General features: G+C 61.6%; 17 protein-coding genes and 1 tRNA gene. 7 read left to right on the forward strand and 11 right to left on the reverse strand.

The annotated features are described in order from the left end of the window. Positions 1–37: 37 nt before the first annotated feature. Positions 38–778, forward strand: coding sequence for a TlyA family RNA methyltransferase (locus NOV21_RS09980; RefSeq protein WP_283170903.1), 741 nt, complete (start codon positions 38–40; stop codon positions 776–778). 174 nt (positions 779–952) lie between these two features. Here the strand turns inward: NOV21_RS09980 and NOV21_RS09985 are convergent, their stop codons facing one another. The 7 genes from NOV21_RS09985 to NOV21_RS10015 form a co-directional block, all read right to left on the reverse strand. Further along, a complete protein-coding gene (locus NOV21_RS09985) occupies positions 953–1,111 on the reverse strand; it encodes a response regulator transcription factor (RefSeq protein ID WP_283170904.1) in 159 nt (52 codons plus the stop codon). Between the two features lie 159 nt (positions 1,112–1,270). Continuing rightward, a complete protein-coding gene (gene ligA, locus NOV21_RS09990; protein ID WP_283170905.1) occupies positions 1,271–3,370 on the reverse strand; it encodes an NAD-dependent DNA ligase LigA in 2,100 nt (699 codons plus the stop codon). A gap of 42 nt (positions 3,371–3,412) precedes the next feature. Continuing rightward, positions 3,413–4,282, reverse strand: a complete 870-nt coding sequence (locus tag NOV21_RS09995; RefSeq protein WP_283170906.1) for an NAD(P)H-hydrate dehydratase — start codon at positions 4,280–4,282, stop codon at positions 3,413–3,415. A gap of 171 nt (positions 4,283–4,453) precedes the next feature. Beyond that, a complete protein-coding gene (gene acpS, locus NOV21_RS10000; RefSeq protein ID WP_283170907.1) occupies positions 4,454–4,957 on the reverse strand; it encodes a holo-ACP synthase in 504 nt (167 codons plus the stop codon). Positions 4,958–5,069: 112 nt separating this feature from the next. Continuing rightward, positions 5,070–6,893, reverse strand: coding sequence for a glutamine--fructose-6-phosphate transaminase (isomerizing) (gene glmS / locus NOV21_RS10005; protein ID WP_283170908.1), 1,824 nt, complete (start codon positions 6,891–6,893; stop codon positions 5,070–5,072). A 142-nt stretch (positions 6,894–7,035) separates the two neighbouring features. Next, positions 7,036–8,247, reverse strand: coding sequence for an ATP-binding protein (locus NOV21_RS10010; protein WP_283170909.1), 1,212 nt, complete (start codon positions 8,245–8,247; stop codon positions 7,036–7,038). A gap of 75 nt (positions 8,248–8,322) precedes the next feature. Beyond that, positions 8,323–10,233, reverse strand: a complete 1,911-nt coding sequence (locus NOV21_RS10015) for a phytoene desaturase family protein (RefSeq protein ID WP_283170910.1) — start codon at positions 10,231–10,233, stop codon at positions 8,323–8,325. 266 nt (positions 10,234–10,499) lie between these two features. Here NOV21_RS10015 and NOV21_RS10020 point away from each other — a divergent pair, with 266 nt between their 5' ends. Together NOV21_RS10020 and rd are read left to right on the forward strand one after the other, a co-directional pair. After that, entirely contained in the window at positions 10,500–11,900 is a 1,401-nt protein-coding gene (locus NOV21_RS10020; protein ID WP_283170911.1) for a response regulator transcription factor, read from the forward strand. 273 nt (positions 11,901–12,173) lie between these two features. Further along, positions 12,174–12,341, forward strand: coding sequence for a rubredoxin (gene rd / locus NOV21_RS10025; RefSeq protein ID WP_283170912.1), 168 nt, complete (start codon positions 12,174–12,176; stop codon positions 12,339–12,341). A 381-nt stretch (positions 12,342–12,722) separates the two neighbouring features. Here rd and fusA read toward each other — a convergent pair whose 3' ends face one another. Then, complete coding sequence (gene fusA, locus NOV21_RS10030) at positions 12,723–14,786, reverse strand: elongation factor G (protein WP_283170913.1); 2,064 nt, start codon at positions 14,784–14,786, stop codon at positions 12,723–12,725. Between the two features lie 304 nt (positions 14,787–15,090). Between fusA and NOV21_RS10035 the strand changes: the two genes are divergently transcribed. Continuing rightward, positions 15,091–15,924: an Mrp/NBP35 family ATP-binding protein gene (locus NOV21_RS10035; protein WP_283170914.1), complete on the forward strand. Its 834-nt coding sequence runs from the start codon at positions 15,091–15,093 to the stop codon at positions 15,922–15,924. 677 nt (positions 15,925–16,601) lie between these two features. On the opposite strand, the gene NOV21_RS10040 is transcribed toward NOV21_RS10035, so the two are convergent. Both NOV21_RS10040 and NOV21_RS10045 read right to left on the reverse strand, forming a co-directional pair. Then, complete coding sequence (locus NOV21_RS10040; protein ID WP_283170915.1) at positions 16,602–17,774, reverse strand: iron-containing alcohol dehydrogenase; 1,173 nt, start codon at positions 17,772–17,774, stop codon at positions 16,602–16,604. 120 nt (positions 17,775–17,894) lie between these two features. Next, positions 17,895–18,959, reverse strand: a complete 1,065-nt coding sequence (locus tag NOV21_RS10045) for an AEC family transporter (protein WP_283170916.1) — start codon at positions 18,957–18,959, stop codon at positions 17,895–17,897. 113 nt (positions 18,960–19,072) lie between these two features. Here NOV21_RS10045 and NOV21_RS10050 point away from each other — a divergent pair. Continuing rightward, positions 19,073–19,148: transfer RNA gene (locus NOV21_RS10050), tRNA-Ala, on the forward strand. A gap of 129 nt (positions 19,149–19,277) precedes the next feature. On the opposite strand, the gene NOV21_RS10055 is transcribed toward NOV21_RS10050, so the two are convergent. After that, positions 19,278–19,802: a DUF234 domain-containing protein gene (locus NOV21_RS10055; RefSeq protein ID WP_283170917.1), complete on the reverse strand. Its 525-nt coding sequence runs from the start codon at positions 19,800–19,802 to the stop codon at positions 19,278–19,280. Positions 19,803–19,843: 41 nt separating this feature from the next. Between NOV21_RS10055 and NOV21_RS10060 the strand changes: the two genes are divergently transcribed. Continuing rightward, entirely contained in the window at positions 19,844–20,014 is a 171-nt protein-coding gene (locus NOV21_RS10060) for a hypothetical protein (protein ID WP_283170918.1), read from the forward strand. Between the two features lie 56 nt (positions 20,015–20,070). Then, complete coding sequence (locus tag NOV21_RS10065) at positions 20,071–21,369, forward strand: molybdopterin-binding protein (RefSeq protein ID WP_283170919.1); 1,299 nt, start codon at positions 20,071–20,073, stop codon at positions 21,367–21,369. Positions 21,370–21,594 lie beyond the last annotated feature (225 nt).

The raw sequence follows: 21,594 nt of genomic DNA on the forward strand, positions 1-21,594 counted from the left end.
ACTGGCCTGTACGAGAATTCAAGGGGAAGAAGGGGGCATGATCGCGAAAAAACAGCGACTTGACAAAGTACTCGTGGAACGCGGCATGTTCCCCGACGAAGAGACGGCGAAGCGCGCTGTCCTCGCCCACGAGGTGAAGGTCGATAATTCCTACGCCACGAGCGCCGCCGCGCCCATCTCGCCCGATGCCGATATCTGGGTGAAAGGCGCCCCGAAATACGTGTCGCGCGGCGGATATAAACTCGAAGGCGCCCTGAAAGAGTTCTCGCAAGACGTGGCGGGCATGAAGTGCATCGACATCGGATCGTCCACCGGAGGGTTCTCCGACTGCCTGCTGCAGGCGGGCGCGGCGCACGTTGCCTGTGTCGACGTGAACTACGGCATGCTGGCGTGGAAGGTGCGCAATGACCCGCGCACCGACGTGTTCGAGAGAACGAACATCCGCACCGTCGAGCCTGCCGTGCTGGGCGCCCCGTTCGACCTGCTGGTCGCAGACCTCAGCTTCATCGGCCTGGCGAGCCTCGCACCTGTGTTCGCACGGCTTTCCCACAACGGCAGCGTGTTCATCGGCCTGGTGAAACCCCAGTACGAAAGCGCGCATGAGGAAACCGATGGCGCCGGCTACGTTGCCGATCCCAGCGTGCGCGCCCGCACCGTGCAGGAGGTGCAGGATGCTCTTGCCGCGGCGAGCTTCGCCGTGACCGGCTGCATGGAGAGCCCCATCACCGGCCGCAAGTCCCACAATGTTGAATATCTCGTCCGCGCCGTGTTTCGCTAGCCGACGAGATCGTTCCGGCGTGCCCATCGACGCGAAAAACGGTACTTCCCGTGGAGGAAGTCTCAGGCGTTTCGTTGAAAAATACGGATGCCCTTACGGCATCATCGCCTCCCGCAGCAACTTCGGAAAATCCGGAAAGCTTCGCTCCGTCCCCCTCTACGCGGTCTTCTGCATCTAGCCCGCCTCGTTCACCATGTCGAGCAATTCCTGCCTGGTATGCACCTGCATCTTCTGATAGATATGTTTCACGTGCGATCTCACAGTGTTTTCAGAGAGGAACAGCGTTTCGGCGATATACGGACGCGACCTGCCAACGCACAGCAGCCGAAGCACGTCCGCCCCATGCGCGGAGATAAGGTGGCCATCCTCGAAGAGCTGCGCAGGTACGAGGGCGCGTCCGCTCCGCGCGGAGGATAGCTCCGGCTCGGTCTCGATGACGTTGCCGCTCGGGCGCGCGTCCGCTCCGCGCAGAGGATAGGGCCCGTTGCAACCCTACTCGCTCGCAGGCGGCTCGCCCGTTTCGAGCACGTGCAGGAACGCCGCTTCGTCCAGAACGGGCACGCCGAGCGCGACGGCTTTGTCGTACTTGCTGCCGGCTGCCTCTCCCGCCACCACGTAGCTGGTCTTCTTGCTGACGCTGCCGCTTACCTTCGCGCCGAGCCCCTTCAAGGCATCCCCTGCCTCGGTGCGCGTCATGCCGCTCTGCACCAGGCTTCCGGTGAGGACGAACGTCATGCCCGCCAGCGTCTGAGGCTTCTGCTCGCCGCGCTGTTCTTCGGCCATGGAAACGCCCATGCTGATCAGGCGATCGATCACCCGCTCGTTCTGCGGCGTGCGCAGGAATAGGTAGATGCTGTGCGCGATGATGCCGCCGATGCCGTCGATGGCGGCGAGCTGCTCCTCGGATGCCGCGCGGAGCTTCTCGATATCGGGGAATTCCCGTGCGACCGCCTCCGCCGTCGTCTTCCCGACATGGCGGATCCCCAGGCCGAAGAGGACGCGGGCGAATCCCCTCCGCTTGCTGGCATCGAGCTCGGCGATGATCTTCTTGGCCATCACGGGGCCGAGGTGGATCGCCTCGCCCTCCTTGTTCATGCGTCCCATGTCCAGCGTCGCCAGATCGTATTCCGTCAGGTTGTAGTAATCGGCCACATCGGCGACGCGCTCGGACTCCAGCAGCCGCCCGATGACCTCGACGCCCAGACCTTCGATGTCCATCGCCCCGCGGCTCGCCCAATGGACGAGGCGCTCATGGGCCTGGGCCGGGCAGTCGATGCTCACGCAGCGGTAGGCGGCCTCGCCCTCCTCGCGCACGACAGGGCTGCCGCAGCTGGGGCAGGCGGACGGCATGCTCCATGCGGAAGCGCCATCGGGCCGCAGGCTCAGCACCGGACCCAGAACCTCGGGGATCACGTCCCCCGCCTTGCGCACGATGACGGTATCCCCCACGCGCACGTCCTTGCGGTGCACCTCGTCCTCGTTGTGCAGCGTCGCACGGGCGACCGTGCTGCCCGCCACGCGCACCGGCTCCAGTTCAGCCACCGGGGTGAGCGCACCCGTGCGGCCGACCTGCACGGTGATGTCGCGCAGAAGCGTCGTCTTCTCCTCCGGCGGGAACTTGTAGGCGATGGCCCAGCGCGGCGCGCGGGCGGTGAACCCCATGCGGTCCTGGATGGCGAATTCGTTCACCTTCACCACCACGCCATCGATCTCGTAGGGCAGGCTCCCTCGCTTCTCCAACGCGCTGCGGCAGAACTCCATCACCTCATCCCGCGTTGCGCACAGCTTGACGTCGGGGTTCACGTGGAAGCCCGCCTCGCGCATCCACTCGAGCAGCTCCCACTGACCGGACACGTCGAAGCTGGAATTGCTCGCGGTCGCGTATATGAACGTCGAGAGGTCGCGATGCGCGGTGATGCCGGGGTCCTTTTGCCGCAGGCTGCCCGCAGCCGCGTTGCGCGGGTTCGCGAAGCCGTCCTTCCCATTGGCTTCCGCCGCTGCGTTCAGCTTGTCGAAGCTGCTCTTCGGCATGTACGCCTCGCCGCGCAGCTCGATGGCTGCCTCGGGATCGGCGAGCAGTTCCGCGGACCGCTCGCGCAGCCGCAGCGGCACGTCTTTGATCGTGCGGATGTTGGCGGTCACATCCTCGCCCGTGGTTCCGTCACCCCTCGTGCTTGCGCGCACCAGGCGGCCGTCCTCGTATGTGAGCGCGATGCCGCTTCCGTCGATCTTCAGCTCGCAGCAGAGGGGAACGAACCCCCCGAGCGCCTCGATCGTGCGGTCGATCCAGGCATCCAGCTCTTCCAGGCCCATCGCGTCGTCGAGCGAGTACATGCGGCTGGCGTGCACCACCGGGGTGAACTGCTCCCCCACGTATCCGCCGACGCGCTGTGTCGGGCTGTTCGCATCGTAGAACTCGGGATGGGCCGCCTCCATCTCGCGCAATTCGCGCATGAGCGAGTCGAAGGCGGCATCGCTGATAGCAGGGGCGTCTTTCGCATAGTACAGATAGCTGTTGTGCTCGATCTCGCGGCGCAGCGCCTCGATGCGCTCCTCGGGGTTCTCAAATAGGCTCTGCTGCTGATCAGGCATCTTGCTCCTCTTCCTGCACCGAAATCGTTTCCAAGTGCGATTCTATCCGCAATTCCGCACCGCGCGGAGGGTTTCCGGAAGGCAGGTTATCACGTCTTCCGCACACACCGAAAGCTCGTCGAGCTGCTCGGCTGCAACGTTCGCCGCGCGTGCATGCAGCACCGTGCCGAGCACGCATGCGCCGAACGGCCGCACGCCTTGGGCCAGAAGGCCGCCGATGATGCCCGCGAGCACATCCCCCGTACCCGCCTTCGCCAGCATCGGCCCCCCCTCGTCCATGAGATAGAGGTCGCCGCCGTCGGAGATGAACGTATCGGGGCCCTTCAGCACCACAACCGCCGCATACGCCTGCGCCAGATCCGTCGCCAAGGCGCTCGGATCCTCGACGGCAATGCCCAGAGGAGCGGCCAGGCGCGCCGCCTCGCCCCCGTGCGGGGTGAGAATCGTTGCGAAGCCCGCTTGCCCGCGGCGAAGGCACGCCTCGCGCATCCTGTCGTCGACGAGCGCCTGGAGCCCGCCTCCGTCCACCAAGACCGGCGCTTGGGCGGCGTCCAGCACCAAGCCGACCATCCTCAAGGCGTCCTCGTCCGCCGGGTCGAAGCCGCTCCCCGCCGCATACGCATGCGGGTGGCGCGCTTCGCTCGGCCGCTCCGCCGCACGGTCCCATGCGTCGAAAGGCCGAACGACCAGCGAGGCGCGATGAGCCTGCACCAACGGTACGATCGGCGGGTCCGTGAACACCTCGGTGTATCCCGCGCCCGCGCGCTGGCTCGCAACCGCCGCCAGGCAGGCCGCCCCGGGATAGGCGGCGGTGCCGGCGAACAACCGCAGCTTCCCCCGCGTGTACTTGTTCGCGCCCTCGTCCAGCACGGGCACGAGCTTCGCCAGCGCTGCACCGTCCAAACGTTTCATCTTCGCATCCCTTCCTTCCGACGGGCCTCCGAACCGATGCAGCCCCACCGCATCGCCGGCCTAATTGCAGCCAGCCCGGAAATGCCCCCATCGCCTTCCCACGGTCGCTTCCGATCACCGCGATCGCACCTGCAATCGTGAGAGCTCCCGGGGAGTCCGGCCGCGACCCGCCTAAATCTCGTCGAGCAGGCTGCGCGTCTCCTTGAACTGCCGGGCGAGCTCCTCCATCGGGTCGATGCGCTTCGCCTGGGCCTGCACGCTCTCCTCGGTGATCGCCATCGCGCACGCCACCGCTTCCTCGTGCGTGTACGAAAGGGAAAGCGGGATCTCGCGCACGCCCAGCTCCTCCGCCACCTCCGCGGCGCGGCAATGCAAGCGCACGAACGGCTTGCCGGCCGCGTTGCGCGCCACCTCCACATCGCGGGGCGCGATACCGAGGGAAAAGCCCGTCCCCAGCGCCTTCAGCACGGCTTCCTTGGCGGCGAACCGCGTGGCGTAATGCACGTGCGGCTGGACGGTGCCGTTGCAATACTCCTGCTCGTCCTCGGTGAACACGCGCTTCGAGAACGCCGGGGACCGCGCGATGATGCGCTCCATGCGGGATATCGCCACGATATCCACCCCGAGCCCCACGCTTCCCTCTATCGGCAGGGGTTTGCTTCCACTATCCGGCACAGCCACCTCCTTGGTTGGGAAGATGATACCGCATCTGCGCGGCGGAACGTGCATCGCCGCAAGCTCGGGTCAAGTCGGCACGCGGCGGGATAGACCCGCCGCCGAAGGGACGCTATTCGACCGTCACGGATTTCGCGAGGTTGCGAGGCTGGTCGACGTCGCATCCGCGTGCCACGGCGATGGCGCGGGCGAACAGCTGCAGCGGCACGGTCACCGTGATGGCGCTGAAGCAATCGCGCACCTTCGGCACGTAGATCACGTAGTCCGCGTGCTTGCGAATCTCCTCGTCACCCTGCGTGGCGATGGCAACGATCATCGCACCGCGCGTCTTGCTCTCCTGGATGTTGGATATCACCTTGTCGTACACCGGCGATTGCGTGGCCACCGCGATCACGGGGAAGCCGTCCTGCAGCAGCGCGATCGGGCCGTGCTTCATCTCGCCGGCGGGATACGCCTCGGCGTGCAGGTAGCTGATCTCCTTCAGCTTCAGCGCGCCTTCGTAGGAGATGGCGCTGCCCATGCCGCGCCCGATGAAGAATGCACTCTGAGCGTCCTTGCATGCTTCGGCCGCCTCGTCGATGGCGGAGGTGTCGGACAGGATGCACTCGATCTGCTCGGCCGTGTCCGCCAGCTCGCGGAACAGCAGGCGGGTGTGCGCCTGCGTCATCTTCCCCTTCGCCTGGGCAAGGACCATGGCAAGCAGGGTCAGGCTCACGATCTGCCCCAAGAAGCTCTTCGTGCTGGCGACCGCGATCTCCTTGTTCGCCTTCGTGTATATCACGCCGTCCGACTCGCGTGCCAACGGGCTGCCGATGACGTTCGTGATGCCGAACACCTTGCCGCCCTTGATACGGGCCTCCCGGATCGCGGCAAGGGTGTCGGCGGTCTCGCCGCTCTGCGACACCGCGACCACCAGCGTGGTGGGGGTGATGATGGGGTCGCGGTAGCGGAATTCGCTCGCCACCTCCACTTTGGTGGGAATGCGCGCCCAGCCTTCGAACAGCTGGCGGGCGACCAGGCCGGCATGGTAGCTGGTGCCGCAGGCGATCACGTACACGCGATCGATCAGCCGCAGCTCGTCGAGCGACATGCCCAGCTCGTCGATCTTCAGCACACCGTCGGTCATGCGGCCGGCGAGCGTGTCGCGCACCACGCGCGGCTGCTCGTGGATCTCCTTCATCATGAAGTCGGGGTAGCCGCCCTTCTCCGCGACGTCCAGATCCCAATCGACATGCATGACCTGGGGTTGTATCTCGATCCCACGGGTATTGTAGTAGCGGATGGAATCGGGCGCCATGACGGCGAGCTGCTTGTCGCCCAGAACCGCCACATCGCGCGAGGCGCGCAGCACGGCGATGATGTCGCTCGCCACGAAGCTGCCGCCATCGCCATGTGCGAGGACCAGGGGACTGTCCTGGCGCGTGACCACGATCTTGCCGGGCTCGGCAGCGCTCATGACCGCCAGGCCGTAGCTGCCGACCAGCTGGACGGCGGCGGCGCGCACCGCCTCCAGAAGATCGCCCTCGTACGATTCCTCGATAAGGTGCGCCACCACTTCGGTGTCGGTGTCGCTTGCGAAGAAATGGCCCTTCGCCTTCAAATCGTCGCGCAGCTCGGCGAAATTCTCGATGATGCCGTTGTGCACGACGGCAATGCCCCCGTGACACGAGCGATGCGGGTGCGCGTTGCGCTCGCTCGGCGCGCCGTGCGTCGCCCAGCGGGTGTGGCCGATGCCGCAGGTCGCCTTCGGGGCAAGCCCCTCGACCGCCTGCGCGAGCTCGCTCACCTTGCCCACGCGCCGCACCACGGACAGGGAGTCGCCCTCCTGCACGGCGATTCCCGCGGAATCGTATCCTCGGTACTCAAGCCTGCTCAGGCCTTCGATCAATATATCGACCGCCGGCTCGGTTCCGGTATAACCCACAATGCCGCACATGCGCAGCCCTTTCGTTCCGTTTGAGATTCCGGGCAATTTTACCAGCAGAGAAAAACCCGGTTCGAAGTTTTTCCGTATGCTCACAAAAGGATGTGCTCGCAAAACACGTTCGCAACACATACCAGCTCAGGGAACATTCCACTTAATCTTTCGAATAGCGGGAAAGAAGGATTTCGAAACGCTCGCGGGGAGCTATGACAAATGAATTACGGCTCGCCAACCGTAATCGCCCAGAATCATCGAGCAGGAAACCCTCTGGTTCGGTGGAAAAACGCAGCGGCTGCGCCCATTCCTCACGTTCCACGTATTCCCTCCAGCGCCCTTTGTCCCGCGTAACGTCCGTATTGTCCTCGGGATCGATTACGCGAAAAGTCCGTAGATGCCTCCTCTCGCGTTCCGTCCGGAACTTCGGCACCTCACGCAATTTTTGCGCCAAAAGCGACGTAGCGCGCTGCACCACGGTTGCCTGCGTGATGGAAGAATCGCTCTCGTAATCCGCCATCAGCGATTCGATTTCCCTTTCGGAGAATTTAACACCGTCTTCGGTTCGTTGCTCCACGCCATGCACCCAATTCCGTATCATGCCACGGGCAGCCTGCTCGGGGAGACGTTCGATATATTCCACCTGCACAAAACGGCGAAGCAATGCTGGATCCAACATGTCATCGCGGTTTGTCGCGGCAAGCAACACCACCCCCGAGGGCAGTCGATCGATCTCTTGCATGAACGTGATGGTAGTGCGATTCAGCTCGCCATCGGCAGCGCGCACTGCGGCGGCACGGACGTTCGCAACGCAATCCAGCTCGTCAATCATCAGCACACATGATCCCTTATGCGAGTATCGGAAGACTTCGGAGATGTTCTTCGCCGTCCGCCCCATCAAACTGTCTACAGCATTGGACATGTTCATGTACACCAGCGGCAAGCCCTCCTTATACGCGATATAACGCGCGAGTTCGGTCTTCCCCGTTCCCGGAAGACCATAGAATAATGTGGTATTTCGGGCAGAAAGGCCAAGTGCACGGAGTTTGGGAGCGCTTGCGCGCATCGAATGAACTTGCTCGACGATGCGTCGAGCTTGGTCGGTCACATAATATCGCGACTCGTCGAACACCTCCTCGGGATGCTCGACGTACACCAAAGACGACACTTCAACGGGAAGGCTATCGTCTGCGCGCACGCCCCCATTGGCACCATATGCTCGGACAATATCGCCAAAGAAGCCTTTGTTGGGGCCATCCTCCTTCGCACCCTTTACTGCCAGTCGATACGCCTCAAGCATTGCTTTGCCCTCGTCGCCATCGATAACAAGCGCTTCCATCATGCTTCTAATTTCCGGGCTCAGAGCTTTCATATCCGTGTGCTCCTCGAATAGAAGAGGGCTCCGATCGCCGATCGAAGCCCTCTATGTCATCTGCGTATCGGCGTGTTAATTTGCGTGCACGCTCACTGATGCGGTCCTCGCCTTTTCCTCCGCCTCTTTCGCCTTGAATTCCTTACGACCTGCCCAGAGCAGCTTTGCGGCGTCTACGACAAAATTGAAATCGATCATCTTTACCGCCGTGTACAAGTTCAGCGGCGTGATGTAGAACTGCCCCGGCATGGTGCCCATGATGTTTCCATCCATCGCAACCTTGCCATCGCGGATGTATATCTTCTTCGCGGTCATGAGCTTGGTGCCCTGCGCGTTGATGATATCGAGCGTCTGCTTTGCCATGTTCATCACTACCCAGTTAATCGCAGCATCGAAATCGATGTCCATGTCCTCGAACAGAACCTGAGCAACCGCACGCCCGCCACCGGATACGGTAGGCCCGGGCCACGCAGAGGCACCGCCCAGATACAGGTTTTCAATCGGAGTCGCAAAACGGGCCATCTCCGGGAACGGACGATCGCTGCTTCCCTGATCTGCTTCCTGCGAGATGTGGCAGAAATCACCGGCAATCCAGGAATCGTCCCAACGGGCGTAATCTAGTGGGTTGTGAATCGTGCGGGTAAGGGCATCCTCGGGCTTGATATTGGTGGTCAGCTCGCACCATGCTTCGAAATTCTTGTCTGCGATCTCTTTGCCCATCTTGTCCCAGTTTTCGGGGTCTCCCTCGAGCGCGTACGGCTCGTAATTGTACAGATACAGCGTCTGATAACCGCCTTCACCACCACGTGACGGATCGATGAGGGTGGAATTGCAGGTGGCTGCGGAGTCATAGGGGCTATGATGGCCGGCCTTCAGATCCTCGAACACCTTCACATAGTGGTCGTGGCCGTGGCTCTGCTCGGTGATCAGGCCCGGGGTGGGTTTTCCACCGAGCGCTTTGTACAGCGGAGCTTCCTTCAATGTGTTGTTCTGCAGGAATCCCACATAGTAGCTGGGGCGCAAGTTATCGACCTTGGCGGTGAACTCTTCGCCCATCAGTGCAGGATCGACCATGCCGTCGCTGCTGAACAGCTGTTTGATATTCAGCGTGCTGATGAGCTTCTTACCCTCGATTTCCTCGCCATCCTCCAATACGAACGCTTTGGCAACCTTGCCCTCGGTCTTGACCTTGGCGATTTTCGCATTGGTCCGAATCTCGCCGCCATGGTCGCGAATAAATGCCGCCAGGGCATCGGTGAGTTTCTGGGATCCGCCCACGCAGTGGGGCATATGGTACTTCGTGGGAGCATGCATCATATACATGACCGCCAAGAAGCTACCACCGGTAGCGGGGTCGAACGGACTCACCATGGACTCAGACACGAATCGGGTGGTAACCTCGCGCAGTTCTTCGCTCTTGAACACCTCGCACACTATTTCGTAGGCGCTCATACCCAGATAGTGGATGAGGCGCTGGCCGATTTCGCCAAACCCGGAAAGCGCCGCCACCATCTGCTCACCAGAAACCGGAGGGGCAAACATCCCCAGAGTCAGCATGGGACCGATAGATTGAACGAACTCATAGAACTCGCGGTATGCCTTGGCTTCCTCATCGCCCAGCTTAGTAGCGATCTCCTCACAGCAGCGGTCGATATCGAAGTACAATGTGATAGCCTTTTGTTCGCCAGTTTCGTCATCGATGAAAACTTCCGTGGTGGACGCTTCGGGATACACGTAATCCAGCCCGTAGTCGCGAATCAGACCCAACTCATCGTTGGCGATAAGCGGATTCAGCTGGATAAGGGTATGCACGGTGGAAGCAGCATCATGAATAACTCCCAGTTCGTCTTTGAAGCTAACGACGCCTCCGCCCAGAAACTCCCTGCCTTCCAGCACGCATACTTTCATGCCCGCCTTGGCAAGGTACGCCGCAGTGGAAAGGCCGTTCTGTCCGGCACCTGCGACAACAACATCATATTTAGTCACGTTTACCTCCTATTAGCAGAAGAAGCCTGATCAACACCGGGGGAACTGCATGCGAGAGTTTTCCTCCCTTTCCGGAACAATCCATCCCACTGGCTGACCGCCTAGAAAATTTCTACCAGCCACCGGCAGCAGCTTTCAATACTGATTCGGTAGTAAAATACGCCTACCACCGAAGTGGTAGGCGTATAGATTGTTTCAAGCCGAGCTTTTGCGATTTGAAGAAGCCCGGGAAAAGAGGCTAGAAGCAACCAGGGAAAGAGGGGCCTTTGTCTGCCAAGATAGATTACAAGCAGATGGGCCTTCTCTCCCTCTATGGGCTTTCCCTCATCTGGTCGCCGATGTTCGGCACGTCAGAGGCGGTCGCGTTCCCCTCATTGGCATCGCTCCCGGACCAAATCCTTCTCTCCCGCTTTTTCAACCTCCTCGCCTACGGAATCGCAATGGCATTCATGGCGCTCGCAGGAGAACGATGTCGGCAGCGATCGATGGGAACCAATCGAGCGACTACGATCACCGCTGCTGCGGTAGGTGCGTTCGGCATGCTTTCGGGCTCGCTTGTCGGACTTGGCATGTTGCCGATTCCCTGGCTCTACATCGGCGCTCTCTCCCGTGGCCTATTCTACGGCATCCTCACCATCAGCTGGCTGGAGGTGCTCATCCATTTGGACAGCAACCTCATCGGCGCGGCAGTGTCCTCGGCGTTGATCTTGTACGCAATCGCAGAGGGAGCGGTATTGCTGTTCAGCACAGGAGCTCCTCAATTTATTCCTGCTGCTTTCCTCACCATCTGCCCCGTAATCAGCAGCATCGGATGCCTGCTTGCAAGCAGGAGAATCGCAAACGAGGGTCCGGTGAGCCAGGAAAGCGACAAGGCACCCCTCCGCACGGTATGTCTATTCTGCGTAGCGAATTTCATATTCGGAGCGATGATCAGCACCCTACTGTGGTATTACGCTCGCTTCGATACCTTGGAGTCATCTTTAATTTTCCTCGTAGCCGCGGTGGCGTTTTTTGCTGTGTTCGCCTATATACCAGAACGAGCGGGGGTTGGTGCCGTACAGCGTGGGTTCAGCATGCTGTTTGCAATCGTCATTGCAGCGATTGTGCTTTTGGCGCACCCACCACAAGACGCTGTTGCCTCAATCGTCTCTCCTTCGGTAGTGTTTTTAATTCTTTATACAGTGGTCATATTCATGGACACCCAAGCTCGCGTGCGAAAACCATACTGGCGATTCCCCGGCATATGCCAAGTTTTTGCTGCGCTAGGAATGATTGGAGGATCCGCTGTATCGCAATCAATGTTTCGGGACTCCTCCGCAGCCGATTCGCGTCTGCTGTTGCTTGCGGTCTTATGCGTATTGTTCATCGCATGCACCTTTTCGCCCAACAGCCGTACCCGACAGCGGCCATGGGGATTCTCCAGCTTGATTCCCGCAGAGGCTCCGAAGGAACGTATGCGACGACGTTGCAACGAATTGGCCGAAGAATGCAGCCTCACCAACCGGGAACTGGAAGTTCTCAAGCAACTAGCCGAAGGGAAGAGCAAGGACGAAATCGCTGAGGCTCTTACCATCTCGCCCGCTACGTCGAAGACGCATATTCGGAATATCTACAGTAAACTAAACGTGCATTCCCAACACGAACTGGACATCCGCCTAGATCTTTGAGGATCATCTTCGTAAACAGCTCTCCATGCAGGGCGAATCGAACAACAGATCCCAACCCGGATCAAACCGCCATCATCAGTTTCACGGCCTCGGACAAGCGTCGCGGGAGATACGTGTTGTAGATGCATCAGGCTGGAAAGAGACACGTTACCCTAGCCGATTTAAATGCAGACACGCCCTGCCCGCCCCGCTGCAGGTGGGGCGCAAGTTCCCTTCCCCGCGGTAACCGGGTAGAATGATCGCATGGGTCCAAAGCGACGAGAGGAATTCCCCATGAAGAAATACGTCTGCGGAGTATGCGGCTACATTTACGATCCCGAGCAGGGCGACTCCGTCCGCAACATCGAGCCCGGCACGGCGTTCGAAGACCTTCCCGACAGCTGGCGCTGCCCGTACTGCGGCGTCAAGAAGGACCGCTTCAAGCCCATCGAAGACGAATAGCCCTGGAGCGAGCGGGCGCGCAGGCAATCGAGCCGCAGGAAGGCGGGTCTCTGCGAGTCGCACGCTACCCTGAATCACAGTCGCAGGTCAAGGCATACCCATATACTCCCAGTTATCCTTCAGCCGGCATGGCATACCGGGTTCTGGCCTGCAACGCTCGAAAGAAGGCCTGCTGCTTCATGCGGAGACCTCCGGCCGCCCTCGCTCGACGCATCTTCGCCGAGGGCATCCCGTAAAAAGCCGGACCGGGAACTTGTATTCCCGGTCCGGCTATCGAGGTTCACCTCTTCATCGGCGCGGTCCCCTTCGTCCTTCGCACCACCGAAACGGAACGCAGCCGAGGAATTACGATCCGAGTACCGGAGCACTCCCAGAAGCGGTTCATCGGCCTTCTTCGCGAGCGGCCTTGTACGCTTCGACCAGCTTCTCCGTCACATCCGCCGGCGCCTGCTCGTATCCTTCCAGCTCGAGCGCGTAGCTGCCGGTGCCGCGCGTGATGCTGCGTAGATCTTTCGTATAGGTGATGACCTCGGCGTAAGGCGCGCGCACCAGAATGATGGTGTCGCCGTCGTCGGCGCTGTCGGTTCCCACGATGCGCCCGCGGCGCGTGCTGATATCGCCCATCACCGGGCCGGCGTACTCCTCGCTCACCTTGATGCGCATGTTCGCCATGGGTTCGAGCAGGACGGGTTTCGCCTTCTCGCATGCCGCGCGGAATCCGATGCGCGCCGCGGTCTTGAACGCCATGTCGTTGGAATCGACCGGGTGGTAGCTGCCGTCGAACACCGCGCACTTGATGTCCTGCATCGGATACCCTGCGAGGAAACCCTCTTCCATGGCCTCCTGCACCCCCTTGTCAACCGCCGGGATGTAGTTGCGCGGGATGCGGCCGCCCACGATCTCATCGAGGAATTCGTACCCGCCGCCAGGATTGGGTTCCAGGCGCAACCAGCAATCGCCGAACTGCCCGCTGCCGCCGGTCTGCTTCTTGTGGCGCCCCTGCGCCTCGGCAGCCTTGCGGATGGTCTCGCGGTACGGGATGCGCACGGGAACGGTCCTGGCCTTCACGCCGGTCTGCGCTTCGCAGCGGGAGAGCAGCGTGTCGATCTGGGCTTCGCCGAGGGCGTGGATGACGGTCTGATGCGTTTCCTCGTTGCGCTCGATCTTGATCGTGGGATCGGTTTCCGTTGCGCGAGCCAGGAACGAGCCCAGCTTGTCCTCGTCGTTGCGGTTATCGGCCTCGATCGCCACCGGATACAGCGGCTCGGGCATCTCCATCGGCTCGACGCGCATCTCGCCCGACGAGCTGAGCGTGTCGCCCGTATGGGATTCCAGCTTCGGTACGATGATGATGTCGCCGGCCTTCGCGCTCTTCACGTCCTCGGTGGTCTTGCCCATCATGATATAGAGGTGCGACAGGCGCTCGCGCTTGTTCGTGCGCGCATTGGTGAGCTCGACGCCCGGCTCGAGCCTGCCGCTGAAGACCTTCAGGAAGCTCAAGCGCCCCACGTACGGGTCGGCCATGGTCTTGAATATGAACGCCGCCGGCTCGCCATGCTCGTTTACGAACGTCTCGCCGCCGTCGGCGAGCATGATCGGACCGTGCGCGCGCGGGTGCGGGAAATACGTGCAGATATCTTCCATCAGTCCCTGGATGCCCTGCTCGATGATGGTGGAACCCACGAACACGGGGATGAAGATGCCCTGCGCGATCGCTTTGTCTAGCAGGCGCTCCAGCTCTTCCTGCGTCAGCTGCTCTTCGCCTTCCAGATACTTCATCATCAGCTCGTCGTCGGCCTCGGCGACCAGATCGCAGAGCTTGTCGCGGGCGGCTTTCGCCTGGGCGGCGTATTCCTCGGGGATATCCTCGATGCGCTCGTCGCCCTCCACGAAATAGCGGGCCTTCATGCGCAGGATGTCGATGACACCCTTGAAGTTCTCCTCCTCCCCGATGGGCACGGTGACGGCGCCCAGGCGGCTTCCGAAGCGCGCATGCAGATGAGCCATCGCCATTTCGAAATTCGCGTCTTCCCGGTCGATATGGTTGATGAAGATGCTCCGCGAAATGCGCATCTTCTGCGCCTCGCGCCACAGGCGGGTGGTCATGACCTGCGGGCCGGCCACGGCGTCGATGACGAACATGGCCATTTCGGCTGCTTGCATGGTCGCCAGGGTATCGCCGATGAAGTCGGGCTGGCCGCTGGTGTCCAGCAAGTTGATCTTGTAGTTCTTATACGGGATGGGCGCGATGCTGGTGCCCAGGGTGAACTTCCGCTTGATTTCCTCGGGGTCGTAGTCGAGATAGGACTTGCCGTCGTGCGTCGTGCCCATGCGAGGCGTCTTCCCCGAAATGTGAAGCATGGCCTCGCCGAGAGACGTTTTGCCGGCGCCGTCTTGGCCCACCAGGACGATGTTTCGTACATGCTCGGTAGCGGGAGCTGCCATAAGAACCACCTGACTTTCGCGAAGGAAACTGCTACGTTGCTCCAGTTTAGCGCAACGCTTGCAAAATTCCTCCACATTTTGGCCTGCAGGGATGCTCGAACTAGGGTCGGAGCCCGAAGCGAAGGCATGCGGCATGTGGCGGCCCCTATCGGCAGCTCGCGTTCGATGGGAGCGGGCGCACGCCCTTCCAGGCCCGGTGAGGCCCTGTTCCGAGCGCGCATGCGGACAACCGGTCGCCGGCAGGCTCCTTGTGATAGGATGCTCGCGTGAAACAACTTTCGTTAGTCAAGAGAGAAGGTACGACATGGCTGATCAACCAGAATTGACGGAAGCTGAGAAGCGGCTTCTCAACGGGCACAAGGGACCCGCGATCCTGGAGCCCAACAAGAATTCGAGGATCCACCACGTCATCGGCATTGTATCCGGCAAGGGCGGCGTCGGCAAAAGCCTGGTCACCAGCCTGCTTGCCACCGAAGCGCGAAAGCGCGGCAAGAAGGTCGGCATCCTGGACGCCGACGTGACCGGCCCCAGCATCCCCCGGACGTTCGGCATCACCAACCCGCTGACCGCCGATGCCGACGGCATCTTCCCCGCCCAAGCACAGAGCGGCATAAAGATCATCAGCACCAACCTGATGCTCCCCGCCGACGACATGCCCGTCGCTTGGCGCGGTCCGGTGGTATCGAACGCCGTCAAGCAATTCTTCAACGAGACCAACTGGGGCGAGCTGGACTACCTGTTCGTGGACATGCCCCCGGGAACGAGCGACGTCGCGCTGACCGTGTTCCAGAGCCTGCCCTTGGACGGCATCGTCACCGTGAGCGCCCCGCAGGAGCTCGTCGCCATGATCGTCGGCAAAGCGGTGCATCTGGCAAACGAGATGAAGGTGCCCGTGCTCGCGTTGGTCGAGAACATGGCGTACTTCACCTGCCCGAACTGCGGCGAGAAGCACTACATCTTCGGCATGCCGCAAGGCGCCGAGGTGGCCAAGCGCTACGATATCCCCGTGTACGCCACGCTCCCCATCGACCCGGACTTCGCGAAGCTCTGCGATGCCGGCAAGGTTGAGGAATACGACGTGGAGGGCGCCCTCGACCCCGTGATCGACGCCCTCGCCGCCGTGCCCGCGCGCGCATGACGGCTACGGACGATATCCGTCCAGACGGGGAAGGGACGCCCGAGGGCGTCCCTTCCCCTCGCCCGAACGAAGCAAAAGGGAGCCTGCAACGCCTGAATGATCCCGGCAACGTCGCTGCGATATTGAAACCGGGCAAAAACGAGACGGATTCGCAAGGAGAGCAGGAGGAGCAGCGCGCCCCACATCTCGACAACGCAAGCAGTCCAGCACCTCCGCCGCGAAAACCAACCGCAAAGCGCATGCAGCCGATCCGCGCGACCGACCTTGGCACGAGCCCCTGTTCGAGCGCAACCCCTGGGATTAGCGTCCGATCGGATTTCGGATGCTTCGAATCCCCCAAGCGATCACAGCTGCACAACCGATGCAACTGCAGCGCACGTGGAACGCTTGGAACCGAAAACTCCCGCAACGGCACCTGAACAAGCAATCGATTCGCTCTTCGGCACATCCCCACCCCAACTCGGAGAAAAAGCTCGAAAAACTGAGCGCTTTTCGAACTTGGGAGCCATTTGCCCGCGCTCGCGTTTCGTTTTCGAACTCTCGATATTTCACGACCTGGGAAAACGTCGATAAGCGCGCGGAAGAACACGCCCGAAAGCCATTGCCGAGCGCCGCAAACGAAGGATTTCGGCTCCTAAGTTCGAAAAGCGCTCAAAAAATCGCTCTGTTCTTACGAGTTAGAGGGCAAGGCGGTAGATTTCCCGCGCGTCGTCCATCGAAAGTTTCATGAAGCTGCCGAACGGCTCGCCCTTGTTCTCCAGCAGCGTGGGGATCATGCTCTCGATATCATCCTCGAACACGCCCAGCTCCTCGAGCGACGTCGGCATGCCCAAGCTCGCGAAGAACGACCGCGTCTCGTCGATGGCGTTGTACACGTCGGCATCCGTATCGCCCGTGGGGGTCAGTCCGAACACCTCCGCTCCGTACTGGATGAGGCGCGCCGGGTTCTCGGGATAGACGTACTCCATCCACGCGGGGAACATCACAGCAAGCCCCGCACCATGGGTGATCTGGGGATTCAGCGCAGAAAGCTCGTGCTCGAGCCCATGGGTCGCCCAATCGGTATGGCGGCCGACGCCGGCGACCCCATTGTGGCACAGCATGCCCGCCCACATGATGTTGGCCCGGGCATCGTAATTGTCCGGCTCTGCCATAACGCGCGGCGCTTCGGCGCGGATGGTCTTCATCAGCGAAAGGCACAGGTTGTCCGTCACGGGGACCGCGCCCAGATCATCGAAGAAGCGCTCAAGCAGATGCGCGAACATGTCCACCATGCCGGCGGCGCTCTGGTACGGCGGCAGCGTGAACGTGAGCTCGGGATTCATGAAGGCGAGCTGCGGGCGCAGCATCGGTCTGCCGTAGCCGGTCTTGCGGCCGAGCTCATCGTTGCTGATCACCGTATTGGGGCTTCCCTCGCTTCCGGCGGCGGGGATGGTCAGCACTACCGCGATCGGCAGAACGGACTCGGGGTCCTTCCCGGTGCCGAAGAAGTCCCACACGTCGCCGCCGTAGCGGACGCCCAACGCCACCGCCTTCGCACTGTCGATGACGGATCCGCCGCCGACAGCCAAGACCCAGTCGACCCCCTCCTTCTTGCACAGATCGACGGCCTCGCGCACGAGCCCGATCTCGGGGTTGGGCCGCACGCCGCCAAGCTCGATGAAATCAACGCCGGCCTCCTTCAAGGATTCCTCCACGCTGTCCAACGTGCCGTTCGCACGCGCGCTGTTCCCGCCGAAATGCACCAGCACCTTGGAAGCGCCGCGCTCGGCGAGCATGGTGCCCGCCTTCTGCTCCGCGTTGCGGCCGAAAACGAAATGGGTGGGAGAGAAGAACTCGAAATCCTGCATGATGCCGTCCTTTCGAAGAGATGATGTCGCTAGTATAGCGGACGCGAAGCCCGAAACCCCCTTGGCAGTCGGCACGACCGGGCGAAAAGACGCCGTCCGCCGGAAGGGTCATGCGCTCCCCTACAGCAGGCCGGCAAGGTTCAAGCCGAATATCCACAGGAACATGGTCACCACGGAGAGCGAGGTGCTGACAACCACCATCTGGCCCGCAAGCTCGTCATCGCAACCCATCTCACGCGCCATGGGGTAGCTGCTCACCGCCGTAGGGCTGGCGCTCATGGCGAGCAGAGCCCCAAGCTCGACGCCATGATATCCGGTGATTACCCCGATGCCTATGAAGGCGGCTGGCATCGCCACGAGCCTGACCAACACCGTGGCGAAAAGGGCATGGGCATTCTTCCCCACGCGGGAGAATCTGAATGTGCCGCCGATAACGATGAGCGCGAGCGGCGTGGCAATGCCGCCCACGTCCTTGATCGCCACCTCGGCGACGCCGGGCAGGCGCACCCCGGAAAAGACCGCAAAGAGCGCCAGTATCGTGGCATCGATCAGGGGATTGGTGAAGATGGCGAGGATCAGCCCGCGCATATTGACCGAGCCGCCTCCATTCACCTCCAGGACCGCCACCGAATATCCGTTGAACAACGGCACGATCACGGCGATCAGCACCGCCGTGACGCCGATGCTTTCCGCTCCGAACAGGGCGGTGGCGATGGGGATGCCGAAGATGACGTAATTCGCGCGGCACATGCCCTGGATCATGACCCCGCGGCGGGCGGGATCGGGCACGGCCTTCCACAGGATCAGGGATACGACGCCCCAGGATGCGGTGACCAGGGCGACGGCCAGCAGGAGAAGCCTAGGTTGGAAGGATGCCTCGAAATCCGACGTGTAGACGGACCAGAACAGCATGGTCGGCAGAAACACCTTGAAAACCAGCTTGTTAATTCCGTTGAAGACCTCGATGGAGCAGATATGCGCCACCCGCAGACAATAGCCCAGCACCATGAGGAAAAAGAGCGGGGCAACCGCGCCTAAGGCCAAATCGAACGCTTGCGTGGTCTTTCCCCCCCTCCCCTGCCTCGATCGATGCCGTTCGGCGAATCCGACCGAATTCCGTTCCGATGGCGTGATCGACAGCGCCGTGCAATCTGGCTGCCGGCCGTCGAACTCAGCGGATTCCATTCTAGCGCTTGGCGGGCATCGGCACTGCGCCGACCCGCTCGATAACTTATGGAGAAACCAGTCTGCGGGCTTGACCGCCGCAGGGGGTTTGCTACTATATCCGTCGTGCTTTTGGGGCATTAGCTCAGCTGGGAGAGCGCATGACTGGCAGTCATGAGGTCAGGGGTTCGATCCCCCTATGCTCCACCAATAATACCAGGTCAGCGGCTTGTCGCTGGCCTTTTTGCTGAATATGAGCAGGCCTTTGCCAATAGGCAAAGCAGATCCAAGCCGAGATTTCAAGGCTTGGGGCCTTCTATAAACATACACAAGATGACATCACAACCCGCGTGCATCCTCTCGAGCGGACAAGAAATCTGCCGAGGTAACTACAGCGAAATCACCGCGTTTGGCGAGCTTTTCCCTGGTTCCGCTCGAAACAGGCCTTTTCGTGAACAGGAGGTAGTGCCTTTTCGCATCCTGCGCGACAATATCCGCCCGATGCTCGAGGGTGGCGATCGCCTCGGTCTCGTCAAAGCTGTCGCGCCACTTGCATTCTCCTATCAACATGTCGTGGCCATGCGCCCCCATCGCGAGCACATCGATGTCGACTTGTTCATGGAGCAGCGGATCTCCTCCCCACCACTTCCCGAATTTGGTGGCCAGGAATCCCAAGCGCCCATGGGCGTTCTCTTTGAACACCCACTGCATGCAGATGGCCTCGAACTGCTCACCAGCGTAGGTTTCGAGCGCCCCGGCCTCGCATGCGGATGCCGCCACCGCATCGCCAGCCCCGCGCTCGACCGCATCTGTATAGGGACTCGCAAAGCGGTACCAATAAGTGAAGAAATTACGCCGCCGCAAATCGGAATGTGCCGCCGTGGCATTGTAGAACGAGCAGATTCGTGAGCAGCTACGCGCTGGCGAACGCTTACGATCCGCTCGTCGGCTTCAGGCTTTCATATTCGATCAAGAACAAGATCCGCGAGTACTACACAGGTTTCTCGACATGCGAGCGCAAACTGAACAGAGGCGATCCGACTCCGTTCGTGATCATGTTCTCGGAGTTTCTCTAATTTATCTTCTATTGGATATAATAGGCGGAAAACCCGACCCGAGAGGAAGATTCCACATGCGAGACCATTCCGGACACATCGAACTCACGCGCGAGGAAGCGGTGCGAAAGTCGCTCGAAGCAAGCGGTTTCACGGCGGAGGATCGGCGTCCGCCCATCGATCTGGTGCCGCTCGCCGAAAGCTTCGGGCGTGTGCTCGCCGAAGATGTGGTTGCGCTATCCCCCGTCCCTAGCGCGCTCACCTGCAACATGGACTCGATCGCCGTGCATTGGGCAGATTTCGAGAACGGCATGCCCGACACGAGCAGCTGGGTGAGGGGAGTCGACTGGGAATTCGCGAACACCGGCGTCGCCATGCCCGCTGGCTTCGATACCGCGATCGTGGTCGAGCACGTGCGGGTAAGCGAGGACGAGCAGCATGTGGCCATCGATGCCGCCCCGAGCGCCCGAGGAGCCGGCACGCATCCTGCGGGGAGCAGGCTGCAAGTCGGCGACCTGCTGGAACACGCTGGAACCGTGATCACGCCCGACGTCGCCGCACATATCGCCTCCGGCAACCATGCGACCGCCGCCGTGGCGCGCAAGCCCCGCGTGGCGTTCATCCCCACCGGCAACGAGCTCGTGCCCGCCGGCGCCCCCGCGCTCGAACCCGCAAGTGGCAAGTTCGCCGAAACGGGCAAGAACTTCGAGACCAACAGCCTCCTCGTGCGCGGCAAAGTGGAGCAATGGGGCGGCGTGTACGTGCCGTTCGACATCGTACCCGACGTACGTTCCAAAATCCGCGCGGCGATCGAGCGCGCGGCGCGGATCTCCGACATCGTGGTCGTCAACGCAGGATCGTCCAAGGGCAGCGACGACTGGACGTGCGAGGTGCTCGAGGAACTGGGCGAGGTGATCTGCCACGAAACCAACCACGGCCCCGGCCACCACAGCAGCTTCGCCGTGGTCGACGGCACGGTGGTCGTGGGGATCAGCGGGCCCTCGGGCGGGGCGAGCCCCACGCTTGATTTCTATCTGCGACCGCTCATGCGCGCCTACCTGGGGCTGGACCCGATTCTGTCCAAGACCCCCGCAATCCTGACCGACGATTTGCCCGCGAAAAAATCCCCTGGTGCTGCCGGCAAGGCGAAGGCGGCCGGCGAGCAGCGGCCGTCCAAAGCGAGGCCCAAGGGGTTCTTCGCCATCCGCATGATGAAGGTCGAGGCAGGAGCGGACGGCATGCTGCACGCCACCCCTCTGCCCGGGCGCCCCGGGAGCAAGGAGGCAGCGGCGGCAAACGCCTACACCCTGGTACCGACCGACGACGTCGGGCGAACCCCGCACGCCGGAGACGTTATCGCAATCGAATACCGCTGAGGCGCGCAGCCGCCATCACGTGGCAGCACCGTGCATTCCATCGGCGCAGGCTCATCCCGCTCTGCGAACTCGAACTCATCGATGGGAACGAGGGATCTGCCAAAGTAGCAAAGCCTGTCGAAAGTGGGTCCGCTACCATCGTGCCATGGAAGAGGCCCCCTTCCCAGCATCAGCCATTCGCCGCGCCGGGGCGCATATACGCACATGCCAACCCGCTGCAACGTT

The sequence above is a fragment of the Curtanaerobium respiraculi genome (genome assembly GCF_024609215.1).
GTDB classification, from domain to species: Bacteria; Actinomycetota; Coriobacteriia; order Coriobacteriales; family Eggerthellaceae; genus Curtanaerobium; species Curtanaerobium respiraculi.